At 46.8% G+C, this 25,038-nt stretch carries 25 protein-coding genes; 15 read left to right on the top strand and 10 right to left on the bottom strand.

All coding sequences use genetic code 11. The annotated features are described in order from the left end of the window. The first annotated feature begins 4 nt into the window (after positions 1-4). From NX722_RS25545 to NX722_RS25560, 4 genes are all read left to right on the top strand, one after another. Positions 5-1,285 (top strand): hypothetical protein, encoded by a 1,281-nt coding sequence (locus tag NX722_RS25545; protein WP_262565665.1) that lies wholly within the window; start codon positions 5-7, stop codon positions 1,283-1,285. Further along, entirely contained in the window at positions 1,278-2,315 is a 1,038-nt protein-coding gene (gene csy3 / locus NX722_RS25550) for a type I-F CRISPR-associated protein Csy3 (protein WP_262565666.1), read from the top strand. Before NX722_RS25545 ends, csy3 begins: the two co-directional genes overlap by 8 nt. Before the next feature lies 1 nt (position 2,316). Next, positions 2,317-2,868 carry a type I-F CRISPR-associated endoribonuclease Cas6/Csy4 gene (gene cas6f, locus NX722_RS25555; protein ID WP_262565667.1) on the top strand — a complete coding sequence of 184 codons (552 nt, stop codon included), beginning with the start codon at positions 2,317-2,319 and terminating at the stop codon, positions 2,866-2,868. Positions 2,869-2,986: 118 nt separating this feature from the next. After that, a complete protein-coding gene (locus NX722_RS25560; protein WP_262564907.1) occupies positions 2,987-4,222 on the top strand; it encodes an ISL3 family transposase in 1,236 nt (411 codons plus the stop codon). A gap of 805 nt (positions 4,223-5,027) precedes the next feature. Here the strand turns inward: NX722_RS25560 and NX722_RS25565 are convergent. The 7 genes from NX722_RS25565 to NX722_RS25595 all read right to left on the bottom strand — a co-directional run bounded on the left by NX722_RS25565 (position 5,028) and on the right by NX722_RS25595 (position 13,282). Continuing rightward, positions 5,028-6,308: a serine hydrolase domain-containing protein gene (locus NX722_RS25565; protein ID WP_262565668.1), complete on the bottom strand. Its 1,281-nt coding sequence runs from the start codon at positions 6,306-6,308 to the stop codon at positions 5,028-5,030. A gap of 593 nt (positions 6,309-6,901) precedes the next feature. Beyond that, positions 6,902-7,537, bottom strand: coding sequence for a YopT-type cysteine protease domain-containing protein (locus NX722_RS25570; protein WP_262565669.1), 636 nt, complete (start codon positions 7,535-7,537; stop codon positions 6,902-6,904). A 206-nt stretch (positions 7,538-7,743) separates the two neighbouring features. After that, positions 7,744-8,967, bottom strand: a complete 1,224-nt coding sequence (gene phnA / locus NX722_RS25575) for a phosphonoacetate hydrolase (RefSeq protein WP_262565670.1) — start codon at positions 8,965-8,967, stop codon at positions 7,744-7,746. Between the two features lie 84 nt (positions 8,968-9,051). After that, the gene (phnE, locus tag NX722_RS25580) at positions 9,052-9,843 is read right to left on the bottom strand and encodes a phosphonate ABC transporter, permease protein PhnE (protein ID WP_262565671.1); all 792 of its coding nucleotides are present in this window, start codon (positions 9,841-9,843) and stop codon (positions 9,052-9,054) included. Continuing rightward, positions 9,830-10,648: a phosphonate ABC transporter ATP-binding protein gene (locus tag NX722_RS25585; RefSeq protein ID WP_262565672.1), complete on the bottom strand. Its 819-nt coding sequence runs from the start codon at positions 10,646-10,648 to the stop codon at positions 9,830-9,832. The genes phnE and NX722_RS25585 overlap by 14 nt, the downstream gene beginning before the upstream one ends. Before the next feature lie 26 nt (positions 10,649-10,674). After that, positions 10,675-11,535 carry a phosphate/phosphite/phosphonate ABC transporter substrate-binding protein gene (locus NX722_RS25590; protein ID WP_262565673.1) on the bottom strand — a complete coding sequence of 287 codons (861 nt, stop codon included), beginning with the start codon at positions 11,533-11,535 and terminating at the stop codon, positions 10,675-10,677. A gap of 184 nt (positions 11,536-11,719) precedes the next feature. After that, positions 11,720-13,282 carry an ankyrin repeat domain-containing protein gene (locus NX722_RS25595; RefSeq protein WP_262565674.1) on the bottom strand — a complete coding sequence of 521 codons (1,563 nt, stop codon included), beginning with the start codon at positions 13,280-13,282 and terminating at the stop codon, positions 11,720-11,722. A gap of 215 nt (positions 13,283-13,497) precedes the next feature. Between NX722_RS25595 and NX722_RS25600 the strand changes: the two genes are divergently transcribed. From NX722_RS25600 to NX722_RS25625, 6 genes are all read left to right on the top strand, one after another. Beyond that, positions 13,498-14,697, top strand: coding sequence for an ABC transporter substrate-binding protein (locus NX722_RS25600; RefSeq protein WP_262565675.1), 1,200 nt, complete (start codon positions 13,498-13,500; stop codon positions 14,695-14,697). Beyond that, positions 14,697-16,406 (top strand): ABC transporter permease, encoded by a 1,710-nt coding sequence (locus NX722_RS25605; RefSeq protein ID WP_262565676.1) that lies wholly within the window; start codon positions 14,697-14,699, stop codon positions 16,404-16,406. The genes NX722_RS25600 and NX722_RS25605 overlap by 1 nt, the downstream gene beginning before the upstream one ends. 6 nt (positions 16,407-16,412) lie before the next feature. Then, on the top strand, positions 16,413-17,039 hold the full coding sequence (locus NX722_RS25610) for an ATP-binding cassette domain-containing protein (protein ID WP_262565677.1): 627 nt from the start codon (positions 16,413-16,415) through the stop codon (positions 17,037-17,039). A 31-nt stretch (positions 17,040-17,070) separates the two neighbouring features. Then, entirely contained in the window at positions 17,071-17,697 is a 627-nt protein-coding gene (locus tag NX722_RS25615; RefSeq protein ID WP_262565678.1) for a CDP-alcohol phosphatidyltransferase family protein, read from the top strand. A gap of 82 nt (positions 17,698-17,779) precedes the next feature. Then, the gene (locus tag NX722_RS25620) at positions 17,780-18,364 is read left to right on the top strand and encodes a hypothetical protein (protein WP_262565679.1); all 585 of its coding nucleotides are present in this window, start codon (positions 17,780-17,782) and stop codon (positions 18,362-18,364) included. A gap of 34 nt (positions 18,365-18,398) precedes the next feature. Next, positions 18,399-18,809 (top strand): hypothetical protein, encoded by a 411-nt coding sequence (locus tag NX722_RS25625; protein WP_262565680.1) that lies wholly within the window; start codon positions 18,399-18,401, stop codon positions 18,807-18,809. Between the two features lie 120 nt (positions 18,810-18,929). On the opposite strand, the gene NX722_RS25630 is transcribed toward NX722_RS25625, so the two are convergent. Next, a complete protein-coding gene (locus NX722_RS25630) occupies positions 18,930-20,375 on the bottom strand; it encodes a hypothetical protein (RefSeq protein ID WP_262565681.1) in 1,446 nt (481 codons plus the stop codon). 31 nt (positions 20,376-20,406) lie between these two features. On the opposite strand from NX722_RS25630, the gene NX722_RS25635 reads away from it, so the two are divergent. From NX722_RS25635 to NX722_RS29020, 5 genes are all read left to right on the top strand, one after another. After that, on the top strand, positions 20,407-20,664 hold the full coding sequence (locus NX722_RS25635) for a hypothetical protein (protein WP_262565682.1): 258 nt from the start codon (positions 20,407-20,409) through the stop codon (positions 20,662-20,664). 156 nt (positions 20,665-20,820) lie between these two features. After that, a complete protein-coding gene (locus NX722_RS25640) occupies positions 20,821-21,552 on the top strand; it encodes a HipA family kinase (RefSeq protein ID WP_262565683.1) in 732 nt (243 codons plus the stop codon). Beyond that, positions 21,549-22,352, top strand: a complete 804-nt coding sequence (locus NX722_RS25645) for a DUF3037 domain-containing protein (RefSeq protein WP_262565684.1) — start codon at positions 21,549-21,551, stop codon at positions 22,350-22,352. Before NX722_RS25640 ends, NX722_RS25645 begins: the two co-directional genes overlap by 4 nt. A 99-nt stretch (positions 22,353-22,451) precedes the next feature. Then, the gene (locus tag NX722_RS25650; RefSeq protein WP_262565685.1) at positions 22,452-22,781 is read left to right on the top strand and encodes a hypothetical protein; all 330 of its coding nucleotides are present in this window, start codon (positions 22,452-22,454) and stop codon (positions 22,779-22,781) included. Beyond that, positions 22,756-22,965 (top strand): DEAD/DEAH box helicase family protein, encoded by a 210-nt coding sequence (locus NX722_RS29020; protein WP_407648083.1) that lies wholly within the window; start codon positions 22,756-22,758, stop codon positions 22,963-22,965. The genes NX722_RS25650 and NX722_RS29020 overlap by 26 nt, the downstream gene beginning before the upstream one ends. On the opposite strand, the gene NX722_RS25655 is transcribed toward NX722_RS29020, so the two are convergent. Continuing rightward, on the bottom strand, positions 22,892-23,689 hold the full coding sequence (locus tag NX722_RS25655; protein WP_407648043.1) for a DeoR/GlpR family transcriptional regulator: 798 nt from the start codon (positions 23,687-23,689) through the stop codon (positions 22,892-22,894). The two genes, NX722_RS29020 and NX722_RS25655, sit on opposite strands and share 74 nt — an antisense overlap. A 143-nt stretch (positions 23,690-23,832) precedes the next feature. Continuing rightward, on the bottom strand, positions 23,833-25,029 hold the full coding sequence (gene glpC / locus NX722_RS25660; protein ID WP_262565686.1) for an anaerobic glycerol-3-phosphate dehydrogenase subunit GlpC: 1,197 nt from the start codon (positions 25,027-25,029) through the stop codon (positions 23,833-23,835). Positions 25,030-25,038: the final 9 nt, after the last annotated feature.

A 25,038-nucleotide genomic window follows, 5' to 3' on the forward strand; every position in this document is an offset into this window, starting at 1 on the left:
ATGCTTGAACTATCCACCAAGACTCGGAAGTAACGATCGTTCAACAGATCACTTAATCAAGCAATGGAGCTATAAGCATCATTTATTGAATGAAAAAGTATTATTCAGCAAACAAGCAATCAATCTTCTTTTTGGAATGCTCAAGAAAGATAAAGCGTTCTCAACTTATCAGGCTGCAAAAGTTAGAAGAGAGGAAAGGGAGCAACGCCTGAAACATCTGGTAGAAGAACTCTTTTCTGATATTTTAATCCTCCAATCCAAACCCCTAACAGAGTACCCAAGGCTATCGAGAGAAATCGATGGAAGTCTGGAGAAAAGCGTGATCATGGGTGATTTCGACCATGAACAAGCAATCAATCATTTCACTCGCCAGATTCATGAGCAGCTAGAAAGAGGTAAATATAGTCAGGATTTAGCTTACCAGCCAGTCCTGATAGAAGCTGTTGCTAATGGGGTCAAATCCTTCTTCAAGAAGGGAAGTTCAAGAAAGCTACCTGAAGATTCTATCTACTTACATTTCGAGAGACTGTTAGCGTACGGCTCCAATTGTCAAAGCTCCCCTTACCTGATTGGTCTTCCCAGCCTGACTGCCTTTGCAGGTCTTGTTGATGCATTTTTATTGAAGCTGGGAGTGGCAAAAAAAGTAGGGTTTGCGATAGGGCTTCGCCGCTTTGCCCGAAGAAAGGGGCATCCACTGGCAAAACAAATTTGCAAAAATCATGTTGTCAGAAATGATACAGTCATCGACAGCCAGCACTGCGACATAGAGTTTGATTTGATTGTTCAACTGGATGAAGCATACTCAGAGCTTGATTGCAGTAGTCGTAATTTATATAGATGCCTTCCCAGACGCTTTGCAGGTGGTGTACTGTCATCTCCCATTATTGGTACTTGTCAGAAATCTTCTTTGTTCAAACGTTGCAATGTATATCGCAGCAATGATGAATTGACTAAAGGCTTATGCCTAGTTCCAAGCTTTACAAGGTTCATTGCAGATGCAAGTCCAGAGACCGGCTACAACAGCCTGAGTGATTTGCCTGATATCTTAAAAATATCCCCAACACTGCTTCCAGTAAATAAAGGATTTAAATTCCTTGGAAGTTTATGCCAACGAGAAGGCGCAATTGCTGATCAGCATGCTTTTGCCGAACATATACTTGGTCTGGTCAGGCTGCAATCACCAGGGTCTGTAATAGCTTCCCCTGAAATCAGAAAGCAAATTTCTTGGAACATACACGTATCAAAGTATGCAATAGAGCTACTTTCAGGTGAACCAAATGATTGAACTTTGTAATCAGTTGTCTCAAATCCGGTCGCTCTTTTTCAGCCCTGCATTTTTCAAATGGGTGCATAAGAAAACACAAGAAGAGATACCGCTTGAATGCCGTACCAGAACAATCTTGGGACTCAGGGATGGCTATTCTAAAGCCTACAAAAAAGACGGTCAGGTAAAGAATGATTTAACAAGACTAGAGCTGTCTTATGGCAACCCTCAAACTATTGACGAGTGCTTTCTATCTCCAGAAGCAGAGCATGTGATTGTAAGCTTTTCACTTCAGATTTGCGCTCTCACTCAAGAGCTTCACACATGTAGTGACCCCGAAGTGCGCAGGGTTCTTTTGGAGTTTGCCGTTGCCTGCAAAAAAATTGGTGTTTACGAAGAACTAGCTAAACGTTATTTGCTTAACATCTTTATGGGGCGTTGGCTGTGGATGAATCAGAGGACAAGAAGCACAGAAATCAGCTTAACGGATATGGATGATGAATGCCTATATACGGTTTCGGATGTTCAAAGGAGACGCTGGACAGGAGATATGTCAGGGTTTGAAGAAAATTATCAAAAATTAATTGACCGATTCGCACTTGCTCTCACAGATGAGCAGCAATACTGGGATATAGTGGTCGAGGCCAAGCTGAAATTTCGTCCAATGGCCGAAATATTTCCTAGCCAGACTTTTTCGTCTGGCTCAGAGAAAGATAGAAGTCGAATTTATGCAACATTTCGCCTTGGGGAGAGAGAACAGCTAATATTTACCTCCCACAAAACAAGTGCCGCAATTCATACTATTGACGACTGGTTCCCCGGAGCTGAAGAATGGCTGCGTGTTTCAGCATTTGGTTCGGATAGAAGCAATGCAACAGCCCACCGCCATCCAGAAACAGGGCATGATGTGTATTCTATTATGCGCTTGGCTGATGAGCTGACAGAGTTTATTAATAGCGGCAAAAAGATCGACACAAAAAACATGAACAAGATTTATTATCTTGCGGCTATGTTTGTATGCGGCGGTATGCGACAGGTAGGGGAGGAGTAAAATGCGTTATGCATTTTTAGTGCAGTTCTGCGATCCAAGATCTGATGTTTTTCTGCTTGCATCTCGCTGTCATCAGGTTCTTCATGGCTTTCAGTGTCATAATAATCTGCGAGCCATCGGAGTGGCATATCCTCGCTGGAATCTGAGAACTTTAGGAGACAGTATTGCTTTTATTTGCCACGATAAGGGCTTATTACAACAATTTTCTCAACAGCCGCTGTTTCCTCAAATGAAAAAAATAAACAAGTTTGCTTGGGGAGATATTGCTCTGATTCAGGAAGGTGGCCCTGAAGTACAGTACTTTCGCACCCAGAAGCCGGATAAGTACACACAGGCATGGTTGGAGAAAGACAGCCGTAGAAGGGAGAAGCGTGGAGTTGAATCAAGAAAATACATTCCCCAAATACAGCTTTTAGAACACTACCACTCTGTTAAGAAAAGAAATGGCTACTTACATATCCATCGTAGTTTTGCCAATCAGGTGACCCAAGGACAGTTTAGTAGCTACGGCCTTTCTGGTGAAATGAATTCTGGTACTGTACCGTTACTGTAGATGAGCTTCAGAAGCTTTAGGTGCTTTTACCCTTTTTTCATATAAGAAAATAAGGCTCTTCCTCAATTTGAGTGGGTGATTTATTATATTCTGAAGCACTCAATGCAAGGATGCACCGATGCGTGATAAGCAACTCTATTCTCAAATACTGGGTATTGAGTCTCCTTGGTTCGTTTCTGAAGTTGAATTGTCATTACAGGATCAACAGGTTCGGGTATTCATTGAACACAATGGTAAAAAGGCCTGCAAATGCAGTGTTTGCGATAAGCCCTGCTCTGGCTACGACCACATCACTCAGAAGTGGCGTCATCTGGATACCTGTCAGTTTCAGACTATTCTAGTTGCCAGGGTTCCACGGACCCAGTGCCCTGAGCATAAGGTGTTAGCCATCAATGTGCCCTGGGCTGAATCTGACTCTCGATATACAGCTCTGTTTGAAGCCCTTGTTATTGACTGGCTAAAGGAGGCAACTACGAAGGCAGTTGCACGACAAATGAAGCTTGGTTGGAATGCCATAGACGGTATTCAGCAGCGTGCAGTGAAGAGAGGACTGGCTCGTCGTGATGCTAAGCCACCAAAACGAATCGCTGTTGATGAAACCTCATTTCAAAAGCATCATGAATACGTCACAGTGGTCACTGACCACGACCAAGGCGTTGTTATTCACGTTTCTGATGACCGTAAAAGTGACAGTCTCAACGAGTACTTTGACACACTGCCCTATGACCATAAAGAGGGGATCGAATGCGTGACGATGGACATGTCCAAGGCTTACATCAAGTCAGTCAGTGAGAATGTTCCAGACGCAGATCAGAAGATTGCATTTGATAAGTTTCACGTTGCTCAGTCTCTGGGTAAAGCTGTCAACAAGGTTCGGATAGAAGAGAACAAAGCCCTTGTAAACCAAGGTGTAGAGCTGCTTAAGGGGACTCGCTACGACTGGCTGACTAACCCTGAAAACATGTCTGAAGAGCAGTGGGATAACTTCGAACCACTGAGAAACTCGACACTTAAAACAGCTCGCGCCTGGGCCATCCGGCAAATGGCAATGAGCTTATGGAATTACAAGTCCAGAGCTTGGGCAATCAAGGCCTGGAAGAGGTGGCTATGCTGGGCGCAGAGATGTCGGCTTGAGCCCATAAAAGAAGTTGCCAGAACGGTCAAAGAGCACTTGTGGGGTATCATCAACGCTATTGTCCTTGAGGCTAATAACGGTCGAGCAGAGGGAGTGAACAGCAAGATTCAGAGTTTGAAGAATCGGGCTTGTGGCTTTCGAAACCGTGAAAGATATAAGACAGCGATCTACTTTCATCTTGGAGGCTTGGACTTGTACCCCACTGGCGTACGTCGTTGAAAACTACCCACTTAAAACAGGGAAGAACCGAAAATAAACTTCAGCCATATCAATGGCCTACATGTAGTTGAAAAAATATAGGGTTTTCAGCAGAGTTTGATGTAACCTATTAATACCGGACTGGATTCTGTGAATTTCGTTCAGTGTTCTACCGGGTAGGCAGCTGAGTATAATAGGTGACAGTCGACAGGACAATGGCAGCAGTGTTCTGCCGGGTAGGCAGCTGAGCATGTCAGTCCATTCTGCAGAGCAAGAGTCAGAGTGTGTTCTGCCGGTTAGGCAGCTGAGCATAGTCGAATCCACCTATGTCCTGAGTCATGGAAGTGTTCTGCCGGGTAGGCAGCTGAGCATTCATCATTCGAGCAGGATCAGAGCTTGCCGTTGTATTCTGCCGGGTAGGCAGCTGAGCATCGCTTAAACTTGGCATAAAGCTTTTGTGCCGCGTGTTCTGCCGGATAGGCAGTTGAATAAGAATGAGGCATGGAAGCGTACCCTGAATTATCTACTCTGCCGGACAGGCAGCTCTATCGCTGGGGTAATGGAATCCCCAGCGCTTATTGTCATGATACTCTTCAATTTCCATTAAAAATTGTCACTTTATACTTTAAAACATAATTGCCACTTTATTCTTTATAGTCTCATTTGCCTGTAGGTGAAATGGTTTCATTGTCGATTTATGCTTCAAACAACAGGATGACTGGGTGCTTATGATTAGTGAAATGTTAACCAAGAGTACTGGAGATCATCATTAAAGCACTCAGAGTGATCAGAATGAGAGTCAGCCTGTGCAGCGCTTTGTCAGATACTAATTTAGTGTTAATCCATCTACCGCTTTTAGTAGTGTTGGCATAACGTCCAGGAACGTCATTGCTACTGTACGTGGGTGTTGCATTTGGTCTTGTGAGCCGAACGTCTTGATTACTGTCTTAGTTGCTGGCTCACCTACTGTTACCTGACCAGATACACCTACGAACGCGATGAAGCGGCGACCGTCTACGTTAAGTACGCGAATTTGGTCTTTATACCAAGCGTCTGCTAGTAGTGCAGAGAAGCCATCGTGTTTCCAGGCGCTCTTAACTTCGTCGTTACCTTCGATTAGATCATCAATGAACTTCTTAGGTACTACTTGTTCGCCCTTACGGTTCTTACCGTCGTTCATCAGGAGATCCATTAGCTTTGCACCGTCACGCGCTGTAACGTGGTGGCCACCTGAGGCAACAGCCTCACCGTTACGGTTTGTCATCATTTCAGCGTCATATTCCGCGCCCATTGGTTTAAACAGGCGTTCTTCCAGGATTTCAACGTAACGCTTGCCTTCTAAGCGTTCCATTAGCATCGCTAGCATTTCAGTGTTCATACATAGGTATTCGAACGCTTCACCACGTTTAACGTCACTACGCTGACCTAGTGTTTGAGCTACTTCAATGATGTTTTTGTAGTCGTACTTAGATGGACCATTCCAGTCTTGTGTTTCACTCTGTCTTTCATCGACCATCTTCCCTGGCGTTTTGATTACTTCGATACCAGAGCGCATATCCGCAACTTGCTCAACGGTCGCACCATCCCAACCAGTACCTTTAAGCTCTGGAAGGTATTTAGTTAACTGGTCTTTCATGTTTACGCGACCTTCCGCTACGAATGTAGATAGAAGAATGCCTGTGTAAGACTTACCCGCTGACATTTCCAGGTGCGTTTTAGCCTTGTGCATACCGTTCCAGTATTGTTCGTGTACTAGCTTGCCGTCTTTAAGAACTACCAGCGCTTCCATTTTCAAGCGGAACGGGATAATTGTGCTTAGTGGGTATTCGCCGTCGAAGTCGTTACCAGTTAGCTTGTCCAGGTCAAGAAGTTGTTTGGTTTCGCCCAGGTTCCAAACGTAATCACCAGTGTGCATTTTTACGTAGTGAGTGAATTTGTAGGCTTGTTGGTAAGTAAGAGATTCGTTCTCTTCTTCCCAGTTGTCTTGAGTGATGCCAACCACACCAACTTGTTCAAGGAACGCCGCATCTGGCTTATGGATTTCTAGCGCCTGTGCGCCGAACGAGGTCGTTGCTGCCACAGCCATAGCAATAATGGTCTTTTTCATTTTAATATCTCTTTGAAGTAGGGTCGCACCTTGGCGCGGCATACATTAGAAATTAGTAGTTCTTAATGTGAACTTCTTTGTGTTCGTCGTCGGTACGCATGTACATATCGACTTTTTTACCGTTCGCTGTCTTCATAAACTCTTGCGCCGCTTTTAAGCGCTCAAGGGTATGAGAGCCGAACTCTTGTGATTTCTGCGCTTCGTAGATTTCCCAACCTAAATGCAGTGATGGCGTAGAGTCCTTTTCGATAATTTCACCACCGTCTAATTGACGTGCAGTACCCTCATCAGCAAACAGCTACATTAAACAAAAAATGGATATAAGCAACACTAATAAATAGTATTTTTGATTATAATCAATGATTTATGGGCTATGGCATTTACGATGTTGTTTGCCAGAAATGAAATGAAAACATACTGTGAATTTTTCCTGAGCTGAGCAGCTTCATTCTGTAAACTACCATGCTCAATGCAGGCTTTTTAAGATCGCTGCTTGACCACAAGGCACCACTTAAAAGTGTTGATACTGCTGTGAATGCCATAACAAGGCCTGTGGAGGTGGCAATGACGGAGGAATCGCTATGTCAATGAGGTTACTCACACATGCTTACTCCGGAAATCATTCCGAAACCCGTCGCGAAACCGTTGTTCAGGTAGTAGTGGTTATTCAGGTGTTCTACCATCCCCTTTAGAAAGCTCGGTTCATCATGGGAACGGAATAAACCAAAGTTTGGATCAAAAAAATCATAGACTCCATTTTCAGATCGTCCGCCCAGTGTATGGTAACCACCGTCTTTATGCTTTAGGACTATTATGCAATACCCCTTACTCCTGGCCACATAGGCAGTAGCTTGAACCGGATTAAACCCTGTACTCAGTTGTATGTGTGGTGATACTGCACGTAGCCCTTGACTCGCCAGCAGAACGGAAACAGCTTCACGCAGGCTGTTTACCTCTTTCATGCCGTATTCTCTACCGTACATGGTTTTTTTGAAGAGACTTGAGTTCACAATAGCCATCAAATGCTGTGAACCCAGATCAACAGCTGACTTGATCTCACCGTATGAAGCTATACTTTTTTTAAACCAAACCATCAGCATGGCGCTACATATTCCCAGTGGTTTTTTCACTCCTCCAATATGGCTGGCTTTGATATTGCCAGATGGATCTATTTTCCAGTGACAAAAAGCGGATTCGATATTTACTATCGGGAAAATCTTAGTAAACATCGCTAACAACCTCCACGCGCTCAGGTTCACTGAGAGCAAAAGTATTTCTGGTCATTGGCATACAGTAGCCCAGTAGCCCAAATTTCTGCAAATGGTTGAAACAATGAAGTCATTTGGGATGATGGCAACCAGTCGTAAAACAAAAACACAGCGGAACCATTAAGGAACAGCTGTGTTGTCAGGCTTGAGCTGAGCTACGGTTTAGGCTATTGCATCGCCAGATAAAAAGCATCGAAATTACGCAACGTTTTACCCGTGTTTTTAGCAATAGCAAAATTCGTGATCAAAGGGATACGCTGTTCAGAAATGCCACCATGAGAACGCAGGGTTCCGTGCAGGCGTCCCAGGTCGTGATGAGCTTGCGATTTACCCAGTACAAAATCAGGTTCCGCCAGTAAAATCAGGTTGCCAATTCGTTCGGGGTCCAGCTCAAATCGTTCTGCCGCTTCTTGTCGGGTGAGTACTGCTGCAATGCCTTTCTGCTCGTTCAGGATTTTTCCGATATCCTGCGCCAGCGCCTGATCTTCAACATAAATAGCAGCAAAAGAACCCAGTGCGCTGTGGTGGGCAACATACGGGTCAGTGATTGGCAAAATGGTGCGGTACGAATTCGCTGGAAAGAGTTCTTCGAGTACTTCGTCAATAAATACGATGTTGGCTTTGCCATGCTCATCCGTTTTGGCGTTCATGCCATGATCAGCAGTGATCACCATTCTGGCACCCAGCGTGTGGAGTTTGGCAAAGTAGCTATCCAGCATTTCATAAAAACTCAGGGCGCCTTCCTGTTCGGGCGCAAACGTATGCTGAATAAAGTCGGTGGTTGTCAGGTACATTAAGTCCGGTTGTTCCTGCTCCAGCAGTTTAACCCCCGCTTTGAAAACAAATTCACTGAGTTCCGGGCTATAAACGTCAGGGGTTGGCATACCGACAACCGATTCAGCATTGTCAATGCCATGCTCTTTTAGTGTGGTTTGACTGGCCAGTTCTGAAGAAAAGCAGATAGCATTACCTTTGCTGAAGTCCAGCCCATGGCTCAACATGGCTCTCAGTTTGTCTTTGGCTGTTACAGCAATTACTTTTGCACCAGCCTGGTTAAACCTTTCAAGAATGGTTGGTGCTTTCAGCAGGTCAGGATTGGTCATCATGACATCCTGAGAGCCATTAAAATAATAATTGCCACAAATGCCATGGTGTGCCGGCGCTACGCCGGTAACAATGGACATATTATTTGGGTTGGTAAAACTTGGGATTACACAGTCCGATTCATGCTGATGACCCTGCTCGATAAGCTGTTTGATAAATGGCATTCGCCCCTTCTCAACAGCTGATGAAAAATATTCTGGTGCATTGCCATCAATGCAGATAACGACAACAGGCTGTAATGGTTTTTTGTACAAACGACCGTTGATGTTTTGTTCAGTGTTGTTCATTTTGTTTACCAATAGTTCTATTAAAAAAGTCCAATCGCATTATAAGGGCAGCAGTTATGACTGAATTCAGCAGTCGTTAATCGTTTAAGACATAATTTTCTTGCGCAGGAAATTGCTCACCTGTTCAACAATAACAACCAGAAGGAAAATCATCAGGATAATAGTAGCCGCTGTACTGTAGTTGAACATATCCATGGCTACTTTCAGCTCGATACCAATTCCTCCAGCACCCACAAGACCCAGAATAACCGATGAACGGGTGGCTTTTTCCAGGGCAAACAGGGAGTCGTTAATAAACGACGGTATAGCATTTGGAATAACCGAAGTAAATGTCACATCAAGCGTGGAACCTCCGATCGTTCTGATGGCTTCCTGGGAGCCTTTGTCCTGTTCTTCCATTGACTCAGCAAAAAATTTACCAAGAAAACCAATTGTATCAACGGCGATCGTGAGTACACCAGCCACTGGCCCCAGGCCAACCGTAATGACGAATACCAGAGCCCAGATAAGGTCGGGGACTGTTCGAAAGAATGAGATAAGATTGCGCATCACCCAGCGCACCAACGGGTGAGGTGACAGGTTACGGGCAGACAGTATTGCCATTGGCAGGCTTAGGGCTATGCCCAGGGCTGTACCACTGACCGCCATCAGAAATGTTTCCCACAGCAGCTCTGCCTGCATTTCTAACCGTGACAGGTTGGGCGGAAACATTTGCTCTGCCAGCCGTCCGATGCGTGGCACACCCTCTATTAATGTCTGGACAGAGAACCCCGTCTCAACAAAAGCGGTATACAGCAGTGCCAGTGTTGAAATCATCAAAACAAATGATAATGCAGAAGGTGGTTTCACCCTGTGAGGGATATCATGCGTAGTCATAGATACTTCCTAATTCTTCTACCGTGGTATTGGAAGCAGCAACATCCAGATTGATGGTTCCCTGTTTCAAACCAATGATACGGTCGGCGTACTTTACGGCATGAGATAAATGGTGAGAGATAAAAACCAGAGTGACGCCGGTTTCATCGGATAACTCAGAGAAAAGTGCCATAACTTCATTGCCTGCCACCGGATCAAGGCTGGCCACTGGCTCATCCGCAATAATCAGCGATGGCTTTTGCATAAGCGCCCTGGCGATGGCGACTCGCTGTGACTGGCCTCCCGATAATGAACTGGCAGGTCTGGAGGCCAGACTGGTCAGCCCAACCCGATCCAGGCATTCCATTGCTTCTTCACGCAGTTGTTTGGGTGCCAGGGCCTGGTTCCAGCACAGGCATCGAAAACGGGCTCTGCCCAGGGCGCCATGCAGAACATTGGAAAGCACAGAGAGGCGTTCCATAATGTTGTGCTTTTGATGCACAAAGCCAACCTTTGCCAGAACGTTACGCTTCTGTCGTCTACTGGTGCGGTTATCCACAGGCTGGTCAAAGAAATGGACAGACTCTGACTGGCTCGGAATAATGCCAAGGCAGGCTCGCATCAGTGTGGATTTACCTGCGCCATTAGAACCAATAATCGCCAGTTTTTGCCCGTCAGGAATATCAAGGTCCAGATTACGGTAAAGATAGCTATTGCCATCAAAGGAAACATTGAGTTTTCTCACCTTTAACGCAATGTTATGACAAGGTTCAATGATTTTTGATAGCGCGTTGAAATTTTGTTCCAGTGCGACAGCTGATGACATGGTATCCGCTCCCAAAATGCTAAACATTATTTTTTAAAGCTCATCAGACCGGTCGATTCATACATATCACGGATGCGATCATAGTCACTGTCGTCGATCCGGGTGAGAAAGTGGCCATCTGCGTATTTTTTATTCATTTCGCTGGTCATAATGGCTTCCAGCATTTCTTTCTGGTTATCAGCAAACGCCTGACGAACCCGCTTAATGTCGTTATCCGACACATGTTTTCCTGCCACAATCTGATCATTCGGCAAATCGGCACCACGCCCAATGACTTTGAAGCTTTCATCAGGATACATCTTTCGAATGCCGTCCATATAAGCGCTACTGATTGCCACTGCATCAATATCACCCCGTAGCATGGCTTCCACAGATACATTGCGATGAATATTAACAGCGTGGTAGTCCCTGCCCTGCTCTAAACCAAAGTCAGATAACAGTTGAACCGGTGCCAGGTGCTGAGAGGTTGAGCCGATATCGCCAAAAGCAATGGTTTTACTGGTAAGACCTTTAAGGTTGTTAATTGTTGAGTCAGCGCGAGTAAACACAATGGTGTAGTAATTCATCCGCTGCCAGCCAACAACAGGCTGAACATCAGCACGACTGCGGAAAATAACGTATTCAGCAGGACCCACCAGAGCAAAATCCAGTAATCCCGAGTCTAGTGCTTCAACGGCTGCATTGCGGCTGCTAACCGGGAAAAACTCCACATTTTTGCCGGTCAATTCTTCCAGCTTGTCTTTAAATGGGCCAAAGTTGGTCTGCAACGCTTCCAGACCTGCCACTTCAGTGGCTGCAAACCGAATAGGGTCTGACGCTATTGCCTGCCCTGCTAACAGAAGTGCCGGAAGTGCCAGAACTTTTAGAATATTTTTTACTATCAACATGTTATTTTTCTCTTATTAGTTTAATTGCTTGTAAATAAAAAACGACTTGTGCCTGCAATACAGATTGATGAATAGAGTAGCGAAAAGATATGACAGAAAAGAAACAAGATTATGACTAATGTATGACTAATGTATGACTAATGTATGAATTTTTTAAGCAGCCAGCTGGAGGGTGGTCTTCTCGTTATGGTTGAGAGCGTATGGCACGGAAGTCGAGTAAGCTAGCAGCGTTGGATTTACATCCGTATAGAACAGCTCGATCGCGTGGGGTGCTACCATCAAGAGCCTTGACATTAACATCGGCTCCTGCCTTGATCAGAGCATCAAGAGCCCAGTTAAAATTATCCCGGACGGCAACCAAATGAAGGGCAGTTTCACCTTTAATGTTAGTGGCATCAAGGTCAACCCCCAGACTGACAACCTTTTTGATTAGTCTCCCCCCCCCTTCTCTGGCTGCTATGTGTAACGCAGTCTCTCCGTTTTTGTCTTTTAAACTTAGGTCAACACCTTTTTTAGCCAGTATTTCAAAAGTAAATGTATGGGGTTCCATGGCCGGCGTCGCCGCCCGGTGGTAAAGGGTGGAGAGATTGTCTTGAGTTAACAGATCAACGTTAATAACCCTGTTACGAATCAGGTTATAGATCTCATGAAGTGCGAGATGACTGACAGCCCAATCAAGGATTGTCACCTTTTCATTAATACTGGCAGGCATCAGTAAATTAGCGCCTGCATTCATCAGCTTTTTGGTGACAGTCCAGCGTTGTGATTCTAATGCATGGTAAAGCAATGTTGAGCCTTTCTGGTCAACAGGTGCATTAATATCCCGCACGCTCGAAAAAGGGTTCTTTTCGGGTAAGCTATCGAACAGCTCGTTTGCCGGAAATATATCGAACAGTGTTTTGTTATTTTGCATACGGGTAGTGATGTCTTCACCTCTGGAAAGCAGGTATTGAACTGTCTCCAGATCTTCAGTTTCAGCGGCCAGCTCAAGGGGAAGGGTTCCTAAGGCATGAAGGTTTGCACCGCAGTTTATAAGAGTTTCAGCTATGTCAGTCTTTCCTTTTTGGAGTGCCACATCGAGACAGGCTGTTAGTGTATTAGCGTCGATATCTGTGCATTCCAGGACATCACACAATTCATGACGGCTTAGTTCTGTCAGGTAGTGAGTTATATGGCGAGTTATATGGCGAGCATCAGTGTCGTCGCAAGGGGTATCAGGGCCAATACTCTTTTTGATAAGAACTTTGGCCAGGTAGCAGCGCACATCCGGTCTTTGAGCCATGTCAAAAGCGGTTTTATTGTTTTTGGTGCAGATGGAAAGGTCGGCGCCGTGGTTAATCAGGGTTTTAACAATATCCAGATTTCCTTTTCTGGCAGCCAGCATCAGTGCCGTTTCACCTTGCTTGTTAAGTGCATCAACATCAACAGAAACTTTATTAATGAACAACTTAACCGCAGGCATTGATCCTTTTTCGGCCGCTTCGTGAAAACTTATGGAGAGTGGTACAACATTTTCGGGATTGATCTCGGAACGGCAGTTGGGGCAGAGATGGTTATGTGCCATATTTTTTGTCAGGCATTCACTGTGATAATAATGTTCGCACGGAGTTAAACTAACGGTTCGTGATTTAAATTTACCTTTGCCCTCAAGAGGGTCCAGGCAAATAGAACATTCACCTAAATCCGTTAAATCCAGAGGCTGATTGGCTTCGTTGCCTGATACCGGGCGTGACATTGTAAGTCCCATAATACGAATATCCTGTATGTATATGCGACTCTTTGACCTGTTCTGATGGAAAGAGTTCCCAGTCAAAACTGTTCAAATTTGCCGGGGCAGGTAAGAAACCGGGTTTGAGAATAGAAGGGTAATGGCTGAATAATCTCACAATTATCCGTATTATAGAGCGCCAGTGATCCCCGGGAGTTTGAAATAACCGGGCCTTTGCGTTTAAGGATAGTTTGTTGATTAACCGTATTTTAATAGTAAGAAGCATCAGGAAGCTGCTGACGCTGAAACCACTGGCGCTGAAGCTGCTAATGATGGTGTTGCCATTGTTTATGGTGCCGGTCTGGGCAGCAACCTGGACGCAGGTTGAAAAGCAGGCAAAAGAACAGACGGTCTATTTCTATGGCTGGGGTGGGCATCCCCAAATAAACGACTATATCCAATGGGCAGCCCGGGAAATTAAACGACTAAACAATGTTAATCTGGTGCATGTCAAAGTAGGCGACATCAGCGAAGCGGTCACGCTCATTCTGTCAGAGAAAAGTGCAGAGAGGCATTCTCAGGGTCGGGTAGACCTGCTCTGGGTGAATGGTGAGAATTTTGCCGCCCTGAAGCGTGCTGAACTTCTGTATGGCCCATTTACCGATCAGCTACCTAATTATTCACTCGTCGATAAACGACTTCCTGTTGATATTGATTTTGCCACGCCGGTTGACGGGCTCGAAGCGCCCTGGGGCGTAGGGCAGATGGTGATGATGTTCGACAGGGCGGTCACACCCCGGGTGCCAGCATCTGCCAGCGAACTGCTGCACTATGCCAGAAAGCACCCTGGTAGAATCAGCTATCCACAACCCCCGCAGTTTCATGGCGTCACTTTCCTTAAGCAACTGTTGTCTGAGCTGGTGGAAGACGCTCAGGTATTGCAGAAGCCTGTTGATACCATTGATTTTGATAAAGTCACTGAACCTCTGTGGCACTATCTTGACCAGTTGCACAAAGTAGGCTGGTACAGCGGTCGTCGTTTTCCCCAGAGTGACCAGCACATGATGCAGTTACTGGATGACCGGGAATTGCACATGGCGATCAGTTTTAACCCGGCTGAAGCCGCTGCGGCAGTGAATCGTGGCAGTCTTGTCCATTCCGTTTCCAGTCACGCTTTTCAACAGGGGGCGTTGACCAATATCCATTTTCTCGCCATTCCCTATAACAGCAGCGCAAAAGAGGGCGCACAGGTGGTCATTAACTTTCTGATGTCGCCACAGGCTCAGCAACGCAAGGCTGATTTGGCGGTATGGGGTGATCCACCGGTTCTGCAATCGTCATTGCTGGATGTCAGCCCTGAAGCAACGGCACGGTTTGATGCCATTCCCGAGCCGCATTTCAGCTGGCATGGCGCACTGGTGGATGGCTGGCTAAAACGGTATGGGTACCAGTGATGTCAGACGTTAACCGATCTGTTTTTTCAGTTCAGGCAGTATTAAAAGCAGGCACGTTTATGGTAGTGCTGTGCTGTCTGGTGCCTCTGTTTGCGGGTGTTGCCGGTCTTGTTCTGCCCGCAATGGGTTATTATCCGGCACTGGGCTTTGACGCCTTTTCAACGACAATGTTACACCAGGTGTGGCAACAGCTGTTTGGCTGGCCCGGGTTGTCACAATCGGTCTGGCTGAGCCTGTTTACCGGGCTGACGGCTACGTTTCTGGCACTGGTGATTACTCTCACCCTCATAAGCCTGCTGTGGGGCGGGCGCTTCTGGAACTGGGTTACGTTGTACATTGCGCCAGCACTGGCGTTGCCGCATGTGGCTTTTGCCATTGGTCTGGGCTTTCTGATTGCTCCCAGCGGCTGGCTGGTCAGGGTCATGGTTCCTTTCACGGGCTGGAGTGAACCGCCACTGTGGCTAACGGTGAATGACCCGCAGGGATTTTCACTGATTCTGATGCTGCTGATTAAAAGCGTGCCTTTTCTGCTGCTAATGTGCGTGGGTATTCTTCAGCAGTTACAGCCTCAAAGACAGCTGATGATGGCGCAAAGCCTGGGGTATGACCGGATTCAGGCGTGGTGGAAAGTGCTGGTGCCACAACTGTATAAGCAATTAAAACTGCCTTTATATGCAGTGCTGGTTTACGGCGTGACCGTTGTCGATGCCACCCTGATTATCGGTCCCCAGTTACCGGCACCACTGGCTGTACTGGTATTGCGCTGGTTCCAGAATCCTGACCTGAACTTTCGACTGTTAGCCAGTGCTGGTGCGATATTACTGCTGCTGGTAACGCTGGGCGGTTTGTTTTTCTGGGCAATGGTTGAACGCCTGCTGGCACCTGTTGCACACCGGGTGTGGCTCAATGGGCGCAAGCAGGTTCGGCACCCGGTACTCTGGCTGGCGTTTTCAACCCTGCCGGTTCTTGCACTGTTATCGATTGGAGCAAACAGTGTTTTGTTGATCTGGTCGTTTGCAGGGCGATGGCGTTTTCCCGATATTTTGCCTTCTGTCACTACGTTGCAATACTGGCAACATCATTTCGCTATGCTGGCTGATCCGTTGCTGCTGGCCCTGAAACTGGGACTGGTCAGCAGTCTTACGGCGGTAGTCGCCAGTCTGGTGACGCTGGAATATCAAAACCATCGAGGACGCTTCTGGCCCCTGATGCTGCCCTGTATCGCCCTTTTGATTCCACAGATGACGCTGTTTGCCGGTTTGCCTGCGGCAGGTGAATCGCTGTTTGGGGCAGGCATTTACCATTACCCTTTTCTTCTGGTCAGCTTTGGGCACCTGTTGATGGTCTTTCCCTATGTTTATCTGGGCTTGCATGGTGCTTTCAGGACGTTTGATGATCGCTATCAGACGGTTGCCCTGACATTTGGTGTGTCCCGGTCGCGTGCCTGGTGGCAGGTGAAGTGGCCGATGCTGAAACCAGCGATTATTTCCGCATGGGCCGTAGGCTTTTCTGTCAGTGTCGTTCAATATCTACCCACGTTATTATTAGGGGGTGGTCGTGTTTTGACTGTTACAACAGAAGCGGTTGCTGTTGGTGCCGGTTATGACCGTCGTCTGGCTGCCATTTATGGGTTGGCTCAGGCGCTATTGCCACTGCTTGGCTTTCTGTTTGCCCGTTTCATTAACCGTAAAAAACAATGGCAGGGATGATCAGGTATGAACCTTGAACTGAAGCAGGTCGTTATTGGTCTGGACAACCGGAAGCTGTTTGAACCAGTCTGCCTGACGGTGTCTGCTGGCGAGGTCTTCAGCCTGATGGGACCCAGCGGCTGTGGAAAATCGACCCTGCTGTCGTTTGTTGCCGGAACACTGGGTGAGCAGTTTGATGCCAGTGGCGATGTATTGCTGAACAACCAGTCTCTGCGAGCTGAACCTGTGGAAAACAGAAGGGTGGGCATTCTGTTTCAGGATCCTCTGCTGTTTCCTCATATGACGGTAGTGGAAAATTTGATGTTTGCGGCTTCCGCAGGCAGTCTGGCTGAAAAGCGGCAGCAGACCCTGACGTCACTTGCCGACATTGGGCTGGAACATTGTGCTGACTTTTATCCACGACAGTTGTCTGGCGGTCAGGCGGCCAGAGTCAGCCTGATGCGGACACTGGCGGCAAAACCCCGGGCGTTATTGCTGGACGAACCCTTTTCGAAACTCGACCGTGAGACCCGGGAGCATTTCCGGACACTGGTTTTTACTACCGTTGCCCGACGCAACATACCCGCTATTCTTGTCACCCACGATGAAGACGATGTTGCTGACAGAAACAGGGTTTTGCGTTTAAACAATTAAACGATACGTTTTTAGAGGCACAGTTAGAGATATGCTAGATCGCTGGAGTTCTGCGCTGGTCAGACCTGCGTTACACATTGTTGCCACAAGGCTGAATACCTTTGGTGTTACGCCCAACCAGATAACGGTGTCAGGCTTTTTTATTGGCCTTCTGGCTCTGCCTGCCCTGGCTGTTCACAGTTATATGCTGGCACTGCTGTTTATTTGCATAAACCGGACGATGGACGGGCTGGATGGTTCGCTGGCACGCATACAGGGAACAACCGATGTGGGTGGCTTTCTGGACATTGTGCTGGACTTTATATTTTATGCGGCCATTATCGCTGGTTTTGCGCTGGCTTCACCGGATACCAATGCGTTAATGGCCTGCATGTTATTGTTCGGTTTTATGGCAACGGGCAGTAGTTTTCTGGCATTTGCCGCCATTGCTGCCAAGCAGAATATTGATAACCCGGTTTACCGGAATAAATCCATGTATTATCTGGGTGGGCTGGCGGAAGGCACCGAAACCATCCTTTTCTTTATTGCCATGTGCCTGCTGCCGGGTTATTTCCCCCAGATTGCCATGGTGTTCACCATACTGTGTGTGATAACCGCAGTGACCCGTGTGCTGGCAGGTGTGCATACTTTCCGGCAGGTTCCTTGTCAGAATAAATAACAGGCTGGTTAGTGATTGCCACCCCCCGTCAGTGTTTTACTCATTGGCAGTAGCAGAGACAGTACTTATGGGGGAATTGGGTATGATGCAATCAATCAGGCAGGAAGATATTTGCCGGGATCTGTGGAGCGAATCCGGTAACTCAGGTTTTAGCGATGAGCTTGAGGGAACGTTCAGCGCCAGAAAGGTAGTTGTTGGCAGAGATGGAAACCGTCATTTCGGTCTTTTCGATAATGTCGATTCAAAAACCGCCAGCGGAGCCCTTAAAAAATTCGGCAAAATAAAAACCATGAAGCAGATCGGGGTTTATATAAAAGAGCTACTTAAAACAAGAAGCTTCAGGCAGGCCCGGATTGCTGTGAAAGACTGTCGCCTATCCGCAGTGAATAGTTCGATAGAAGTGTCCTCAAAAAAACTTAAGGACAGGAAAACTGAGGCTTTTGCAGCTTATTGCCACATCAACGGTACGCCTGATGATGGAACAGAGGCACCCATAAAGGCATTAGAGCGTCTCAGAAACATGGTTGAAACAGTGAACCAGCTAGACGTCGATCATGGGGTAGTCGATGAGACTGTTCAGAAGTACGAACACTATTTGCAGGCCAGAAAAGAGATGGACGAGCTGCTGGCAGCCAGGACCTTGCTGGAGAGTTCAATAAAAGAATAACGCGAAGACCGACTTTTTTGACTTTTGATGAGGCATGACTACACCAAAATCTGAGTATTTGCAGATTGGCAAAAGTCCGGTGACAGCCATGCCTGAAGAAGAGTTTATCATCAATGTTTATTGTCTGGTCGATGATTTGTTCAAAAAGCTTTTCCCTGACCCCATACGCAACCGTGGTTTTGAACCGCAGACACCTTTTAAGAAAAACATGAAAGACAAGCGTCCTAAACAGTTTGTACGACTGATCATGAGAGTAAGGCGCAGGGTTGAAACGGTCATCGGGCAGTTAGCGCATTATTTCGATATGGAATATAGCGGCTGTCGTAACATGTTGCACATGACTGCAAGGATGGCTCGCAAGCTGCTTGCTTACAATGTGGGCGTATTTCTTAATGTACAGGCGAGCAAACCTGCTACCCAGTTTGAGAACTTGATAGCAGCCTGAAAAAAAGATGTATGACTATGGCAGGCGAGCTGAGGAATCAATAACTTACTGGACGACCGCAAAGTTTAAATTCTTGTCCATTTAGTTAAAAGTCGGTCTTCGCGTGCAGTTCACCATGACCTATACAAGCTGCTCCAATAACGGGATCAGCTTGCGTTTCCGTTTATGCACAACCATTAAATGCTGAAGGTAGGTTTGCCACTCTTCGCTCTGGTTCTGTAAGAGGCAGAGTTCCTTAACATGCTTGAGTATATCGACAGCACCCGGATAGGCATCGACCCTGGTTATGCCAATAGCGTCCTCAGCTTGTTGTTTGGCAAAGGCTTTTACCCACTCTGGCCTTTCCCGCTTCAGAGTTTCAAGCATATCCATTGAGCTCTGTTCAATGCGATCAAACCAGAACCCTCGCTTTTCCAGACTGCCACAGGCCATGTCATATTCGCCTGCGTAAATCATGACGTCCTCACAGTTATAACCAGACTGGCAATGACCCAGATAACGAGAACGAATATCAGGCCATAGCTCAGAAGCAGTATGCTTTTCCCTGCGTTTAAACAGTGATAGGTTCGGGGATGCCTGCATGGCCAGATCTGTCGCTTCAAAAAAAGGTTTTTCTTCGCTGGTATCATCAGGGTTTAAATGCTCTGACAGCCATTTATAGCAATGCCCGGTTCGGTAACGATCAAGGGCTGGTTTTTTCAGGGCAAACTCAGCCACTTGTAAAGCCTCTGTCCGGTGGTGCTCAAACAGAGACTGAATCAGAGTAAGGCAGTCATCAAGGTTGTCCAGGTACTCTGGGTATTGCTCCATGACCTGAGCAACTTTTCCCTGTTTTACCAGGTTCAGCAGGTATTCTTTGTGGAATCCGAAACGATTTGCCAGATCAAGGTAATCCTGATGCTGTCCCCAGCGGTCATAAATCTCGAGGTAGGTCGGGATAAGAAACTCAACATTCTCTGATTCAAACGTCCAGTAGTCCTCCAGTACCCGTAAAGTGTGATCCAGCCGGTATCCCTCATCACCCAGATAGTCTTCAGCCTCACCACCACAGGCATCAGCCGGGCTGGCAAGGTTTTCTATTTCTGCGCACAATTTGTCGATTTCCGGCTCTTTTAGCTCAGCCATTAAAACCGCTTTCGCCAGATATTGGTCCATAAACATAACAAAGGTTGAATAGTCCTCAACCTCTTTAGGCGGGTCTTCCCAGTGCCGATTGAACCAGTATTCATCCTCAGGCTCTTGCCAGTCCTTAATGAACATCCGTGTTAACGTCATCAGAAAATCAAGACCCTGCCGGTACTGTTCATCTTGCCAGAATGACTCCAGCATGCTGACAACGCCGTCTGTTTGATGGTTCACAATGCTGTTGATGTACAGCTGAAAGTGAATTTCGGGCTTTATATCTTGCTGATCGGAGGTTTTCCTGAGATGCAGGGCGACAAAACGACGAATGTCCTTCAGGGACAATGTTCCGTTATCAACCTGTTGTTCTATAAACTCAGCCAGAACCTCTTTTTTAAGCGGTTCCAGTAATGTACGCACAGTATCCATTGGTCTATCGTTCACTCTTTCAGTCATTCCGGAAGGGCAAAATGTCATGATGGTAAATATCGAGCTGACTCCTTACGAAGGCGAACCCGATTGCAAAGAACGTTTACGCAGTATGGCAAAAGACCTGACCACACACAGAAAGAGTGTTCGTGTCGATAGTGATGATGAAGTTAACCGCATCACAACAGTATTTGAATTTCGGGATATGCCTCAGGGAACAGCTGTAAGCCAGATACACAAAGCGTTAAAGCATGCCGTTTGGGAAGGCTGGGAGGATTTTTGTATCAGTTTTGGTGGGAGATAATTCCCCCTGTAAAAGGTATTTCATATGTAATACATTAGATGGAAAGCCCACTCCGTAGTAGAAATGCTCAGACAAACTCATTTTACAAAAGCGGACGAGTATTATAAAAACGAGTGTTTTAAACGCTGCTTTAGCAGGGATGAGGAGTTAAACCTGTTGGAACCTCTTGTTCAGATAGAAGAAGTACTCACAGAACTAAAGCAGGGTTACAGCGGTGTTTTCCGCTGCCTTGGAGCTGATCAGCAGTATTACTACGTCAAGGGTCATAATGTGGGCAGGGATGATCAGGCTCGGGAATGGATCTGTGGCAAGCTTGCCCAGGCCTTTGGGCTGCCAATAGCAGATTTCTGCCTGGCTGAAATCGATGAGTGTTTGCATCAGTACCTACCGGACTCAATGAAAAAAATTGGTAGTGGCGTCTGCTTTGCCTCACGAGAAGTGAAGCATGCTGAGTGGTTGCAGCCGAACTTAATTGCTCACAAAGTGTCAGCTGAGTTGCAAAGCGACTTGCTTGTATTTGACTGGTGGGTAAAAAATGGTGACAGAAATTATGGGAACCCTAATCTGCTTTGGGTCTCTAATGAAGAAAAGCTTGCGGTAATTGATCACAATCTTGCGTTTGATTCCGAAGTCACCGAAGAATCATTCTTCGAGCACCATATATTTTCTGAGGCAAAGCACAGGATTTTTACTGATTTGGCACATATTGCCGAGTATCGCGATAAGATAGCGCAGGCAATATCAGAATTTCAGCCTGCTGTTGATGTTATTAAGGAGGTCTGGCCCTGGCGCGATCTTGAGGAGACACGCCCCTTTGAGCTAGACTCTGCCGCCCTTTTAGCCATACTTGAAGAGTATAAGAACAATGACTTTTGGAGCATGAAATGAATAAGTACGCTTGCCGGTACGCCATAGTACAGTTCATGCCCTACCCCGAAACAGGAGAGTTTGCGAATGTAGGGGTAGTGCTGGCTATTCCCCAGAAAAATATATTTGCTTTCAGGCTTGAAACCAGTAAAACCACCCGATTAACACACTTTTTTAACCATCTGGAACGAAATGTGTACCTGAGCGCCATAAAGGGGCTGGAAGAAGAGTTAGGCTATTACGTACAAGCAATAAGAGATGCTCAAATAACGGCACAGGTAGCTTTTGACAGCCTGGTAAGGCCTCTGGAAACCATTCTGAGGTTCAGTGACGAGCGAGTTAAAATGGTTAATACATTCGACCAGGTTGAAGATGGTCTTTTTGGTCGTTTTGTCATGCACGATTTTGCTAAAGCTCCTGACTATGAGGGCGAGCTACAGCGTAAGATTGGTCAGATGCTGCGAGAAATAAACCTGGAGCATAAATTTAAAAAGCGAACCCTGGGTACTGATGCTTACAGAGTCACAATGCCTTTAGTCCAGAAAAAAGAGGCCAGGTACCGGGCGGTGCAGCCTTTGTTCTTTAACCAGAACAAACCTCAGGCGATCATTGAGCACGGGAACAGGTGGGCCAGCAAACTGGACACCCTGAAGGATTTTGGAGCCCTACCTGAAGAAATTTTGATCCCGGTTAAAAAACCGCTCAAAAAGAGCAGCGACTTTAACCTTGCCTGGAAACTGGTGGAGAAAAAGCTAAAAAATTTCGGTGACCTGATTCAGGCTGGCGATATTGGCATCATAAAATCTTTTGCAAAATCCTGACCCTTCCTCTTCACATGAAGGGGAAACCCCGACTTTTTACCCCGGCCTCGCAATGGTACAAATGTACGGAATAAATGCTTTTGTATTCCGGAGCCGGGGATGTCGAACTTTTCTTTCTTGGATGTTGTTGCTGACCAGTGGGGTGAGCTGCAGGAACTTGCCCAGCAAGCAGAAAGCCAGATCCGGTTAAACCCAAGAGGCGCCTGTTTTTTTGCCCGCTACGCACTTGAGAGAACCGTGCGGGAAATGTACCGCATTGATAAGTGGCTGAAAAAGCCGTACGAAAGCACTCTTAGAATTACAACACCTGATCGATCGACGCTCAGGGCGTTTATCCATCGAAAGCGCTCTGGTCAACAAAGAGATTGCCGGGCGTTACTACCAGGAAGCGGCACTAAAGAACATTGCCACCACCTTCGAGACTCATAATCAGCGCAAATCACTGCTGGTTATGGCCACCGGAACCGGCAAAACCCGTACCTCGATAGCTCTGGTTGAAAAAGTCAAAAAAGTCGGTCTTCGCGTAGGAATAATGATTTTTAACACACAACCACTTCTGTCTGCCCCTGTTTCAGCTGATCCATCAGTGGAGCAGGTGGCTGCACATCGGTAAACAGTGTATCAATGTCTTCTACATGCCCCAGCCGGATCATGGCAGTGCGACCAAACTTGCTGTGGTCTGCGATGGTAAAGGTTTTCTGGGCATTTTCCATCATCGCCTGAGCAACACGTACTTCGTGGTAGTCAAAATCCAGTAATGTACCGTCCAGGTCAATGCCGCTGATGCCGGTGATGGCAAAGTCCATGCGGAACTGACTGATAAAATCCCGGGTGGCCTCTCCCATAATGCCACCATCGCGATTACGGACTTCGCCACCGGCAATGATGACCGTGAAATCATCCCGAGCCAGAAGAATAGAGGCGACGTGCAAATTATTGGTGACAACTTTCAGGTGGTTGTGGTTCAGAAGCGCTCGGGCGACGGATTCAGTGGAAGTGCCAATATCAATAAAAAGCGAAGAACCGTCAGGAATGCGTTTAACCAGCTCGCTGGCAATGCGGTCTTTTTCTGAACTCAGCTGCTTCTTTCGTTCGCTGTACTGAGTGTTTTCAGTGCTGCTGTTGGTCAGTCCGGCGCCGCCATGGTGACGACTGATTTGTCCGAGCCGGTCCAGCTCATTCAAATCCCGTCGTATGGTTTGTGGCGTCACGCTGAAATGCTGAACCAATCCTTCCGTGGTAACAAAGCCTTCCTGCTTTATCAGGTTAATGATCATTTCATGACGGCGGCTTTGTGGCAGTTGGGTAGAAGGTCGGTTGGTTTTCTCGGCATCCATAAGCATTTAATACATGGTCAATGGCAGAAATAATAAACATAAAAGGTCAGCAGACCTGAAAGCATAAAAAAAGCGGGTTTCTAATACTGCTTTTGAAAGCCCGCTTCAGGATCATACTGTCACCATTGATCCTTTTGTTTGGCTCAGGTCAAAGATTGAGCCAAAAGCGTCAATGGATGTAAAACGGTGTGACCTGTATTCATTTCAACCTGCATTTTGCAGGACTCACAGTCGGTAACGACATAATCCACGCCCAGTGCTTCAATCTGGTCAAAAATACCCTGACCAATGCTTTGGGAAGTGTTGTAGTTCTCTTTCTTGAAGCCATAGGTGCCGGACATTCCGCAGCACTTCTGGTCCAGCATAATCACTTCCAGCCCCGGAATGCTGCTCAGCAGTTCCATGGTATGAATCACACCACCGGCTTTAATCAGGTGACATGGGCTGTGATACGCCACGCGCAGCTTCAAAGGCTTCATATCCGGTTGATTGCCCCGGGCAAACTCACGGGCGATAAAGGCTGCGGCAAAGAAAATCCGGTCTTTCACATCGCTGTTATCGACATCCAGCACTTCCGGATATTCATCCCGCAGTGTCATGGTGCAGCTTGGCTCGGTGGCAATCACACATTCGGTTTCTGTGAGTGACCGGGCGAACTGGTTCATATTCAGCTCAGCGTTTTTACGAGCCTTGTCAAAGAAGCCGTTGGCGATCAAAGGCACACCACAGCATTTCTCTTTTTTCATCAGGCTGACGCCAATGTTCATGGCGTTGAGAACGCTGACCAGATGCTTACCCACGGTTGGGTCGTTGTAGTTGGTAAAGCAGCCATGGAAGAAGCTGATTTTCCGTTTGAATTGTTCCTGAGTGCCAGATTGTTTATTAAACCAGCTGCGGAAAGTCTGACCTGTGTACTTTGGCAGTGTACGACGTTCGTCAATTCCCAGGGTTTTATCCAGCAGTTTTTTCACCGGCTTCAGTTTTGTCACCGTATTGACGATGGGCGCTGCCGGTGAAGACAGGCTGCCCATCAGGTCGGTGTGACTCAGCATGAACTCCCTCGGCCCTTTCTTAAAACCACCATGCTTTGCTTTTGCCAGCTGAATAACGGTACCGACGTGAACACCGGAAGGGCAGGCCACCTCGCAGCGCTTGCAATTAGTGCAGTGCTTCAGGGCTTCGTCGTACAGTTCCGGGTTTTTGATTCGCAGTCGCTCACCATCCGGCCCCGCCTGTTTTGGACCCGGATAATCGGGATTAGCTTCTGCCACCGGGCAACGGGTGGTACACGCAGTACACTTGATGCAGTTGTCAAAACTGGTATTAATAAGATTTAACATAACTGCCTC

This window comes from Endozoicomonas gorgoniicola (assembly GCF_025562715.2).
GTDB lineage: Bacteria > Pseudomonadota > Gammaproteobacteria > Pseudomonadales > Endozoicomonadaceae > Endozoicomonas_A > Endozoicomonas_A gorgoniicola.

Bases quoted from the DNA above. Each gene is read 5' to 3' on its own strand.
- NX722_RS25570 (WP_262565669.1), bottom strand. From the start codon at position 7,537: ATGTTTACTAAGATTTTCCCGATAGTAAATATCGAATCCGCTTTTTGT.
- NX722_RS25635 (WP_262565682.1), top strand. From the start codon at position 20,407: ATGATGGTAAATATCGAGCTGACTCCTTACGAAGGCGAACCCGATTGC.
- phnE (WP_262565671.1), bottom strand. From the start codon at position 9,843: ATGACTACGCATGATATCCCTCACAGGGTGAAACCACCTTCTGCATTA.
- NX722_RS25615 (WP_262565678.1), top strand. From the start codon at position 17,071: ATGCTAGATCGCTGGAGTTCTGCGCTGGTCAGACCTGCGTTACACATT.
- NX722_RS25565 (WP_262565668.1), bottom strand. From the start codon at position 6,308: ATGAAAAAGACCATTATTGCTATGGCTGTGGCAGCAACGACCTCGTTC.
- NX722_RS25625 (WP_262565680.1), top strand. From the start codon at position 18,399: ATGACTACACCAAAATCTGAGTATTTGCAGATTGGCAAAAGTCCGGTG.
- NX722_RS25650 (WP_262565685.1), top strand. From the start codon at position 22,452: ATGTCGAACTTTTCTTTCTTGGATGTTGTTGCTGACCAGTGGGGTGAG.
- NX722_RS25655 (WP_407648043.1), bottom strand. From the start codon at position 23,689: ATGGATGCCGAGAAAACCAACCGACCTTCTACCCAACTGCCACAAAGC.
- cas6f (WP_262565667.1), top strand. From the start codon at position 2,317: ATGCGTTATGCATTTTTAGTGCAGTTCTGCGATCCAAGATCTGATGTT.
- NX722_RS25590 (WP_262565673.1), bottom strand. From the start codon at position 11,535: ATGTTGATAGTAAAAAATATTCTAAAAGTTCTGGCACTTCCGGCACTT.
- NX722_RS25645 (WP_262565684.1), top strand. From the start codon at position 21,549: ATGAATAAGTACGCTTGCCGGTACGCCATAGTACAGTTCATGCCCTAC.
- NX722_RS25585 (WP_262565672.1), bottom strand. From the start codon at position 10,648: ATGTCATCAGCTGTCGCACTGGAACAAAATTTCAACGCGCTATCAAAA.
- csy3 (WP_262565666.1), top strand. From the start codon at position 1,278: ATGATTGAACTTTGTAATCAGTTGTCTCAAATCCGGTCGCTCTTTTTC.
- phnA (WP_262565670.1), bottom strand. From the start codon at position 8,967: ATGAACAACACTGAACAAAACATCAACGGTCGTTTGTACAAAAAACCA.
- NX722_RS25620 (WP_262565679.1), top strand. From the start codon at position 17,780: ATGATGCAATCAATCAGGCAGGAAGATATTTGCCGGGATCTGTGGAGC.
- NX722_RS25595 (WP_262565674.1), bottom strand. From the start codon at position 13,282: ATGGGACTTACAATGTCACGCCCGGTATCAGGCAACGAAGCCAATCAG.
- NX722_RS25610 (WP_262565677.1), top strand. From the start codon at position 16,413: ATGAACCTTGAACTGAAGCAGGTCGTTATTGGTCTGGACAACCGGAAG.
- NX722_RS25560 (WP_262564907.1), top strand. From the start codon at position 2,987: ATGCGTGATAAGCAACTCTATTCTCAAATACTGGGTATTGAGTCTCCT.
- NX722_RS25605 (WP_262565676.1), top strand. From the start codon at position 14,697: ATGTCAGACGTTAACCGATCTGTTTTTTCAGTTCAGGCAGTATTAAAA.
- glpC (WP_262565686.1), bottom strand. From the start codon at position 25,029: ATGTTAAATCTTATTAATACCAGTTTTGACAACTGCATCAAGTGTACT.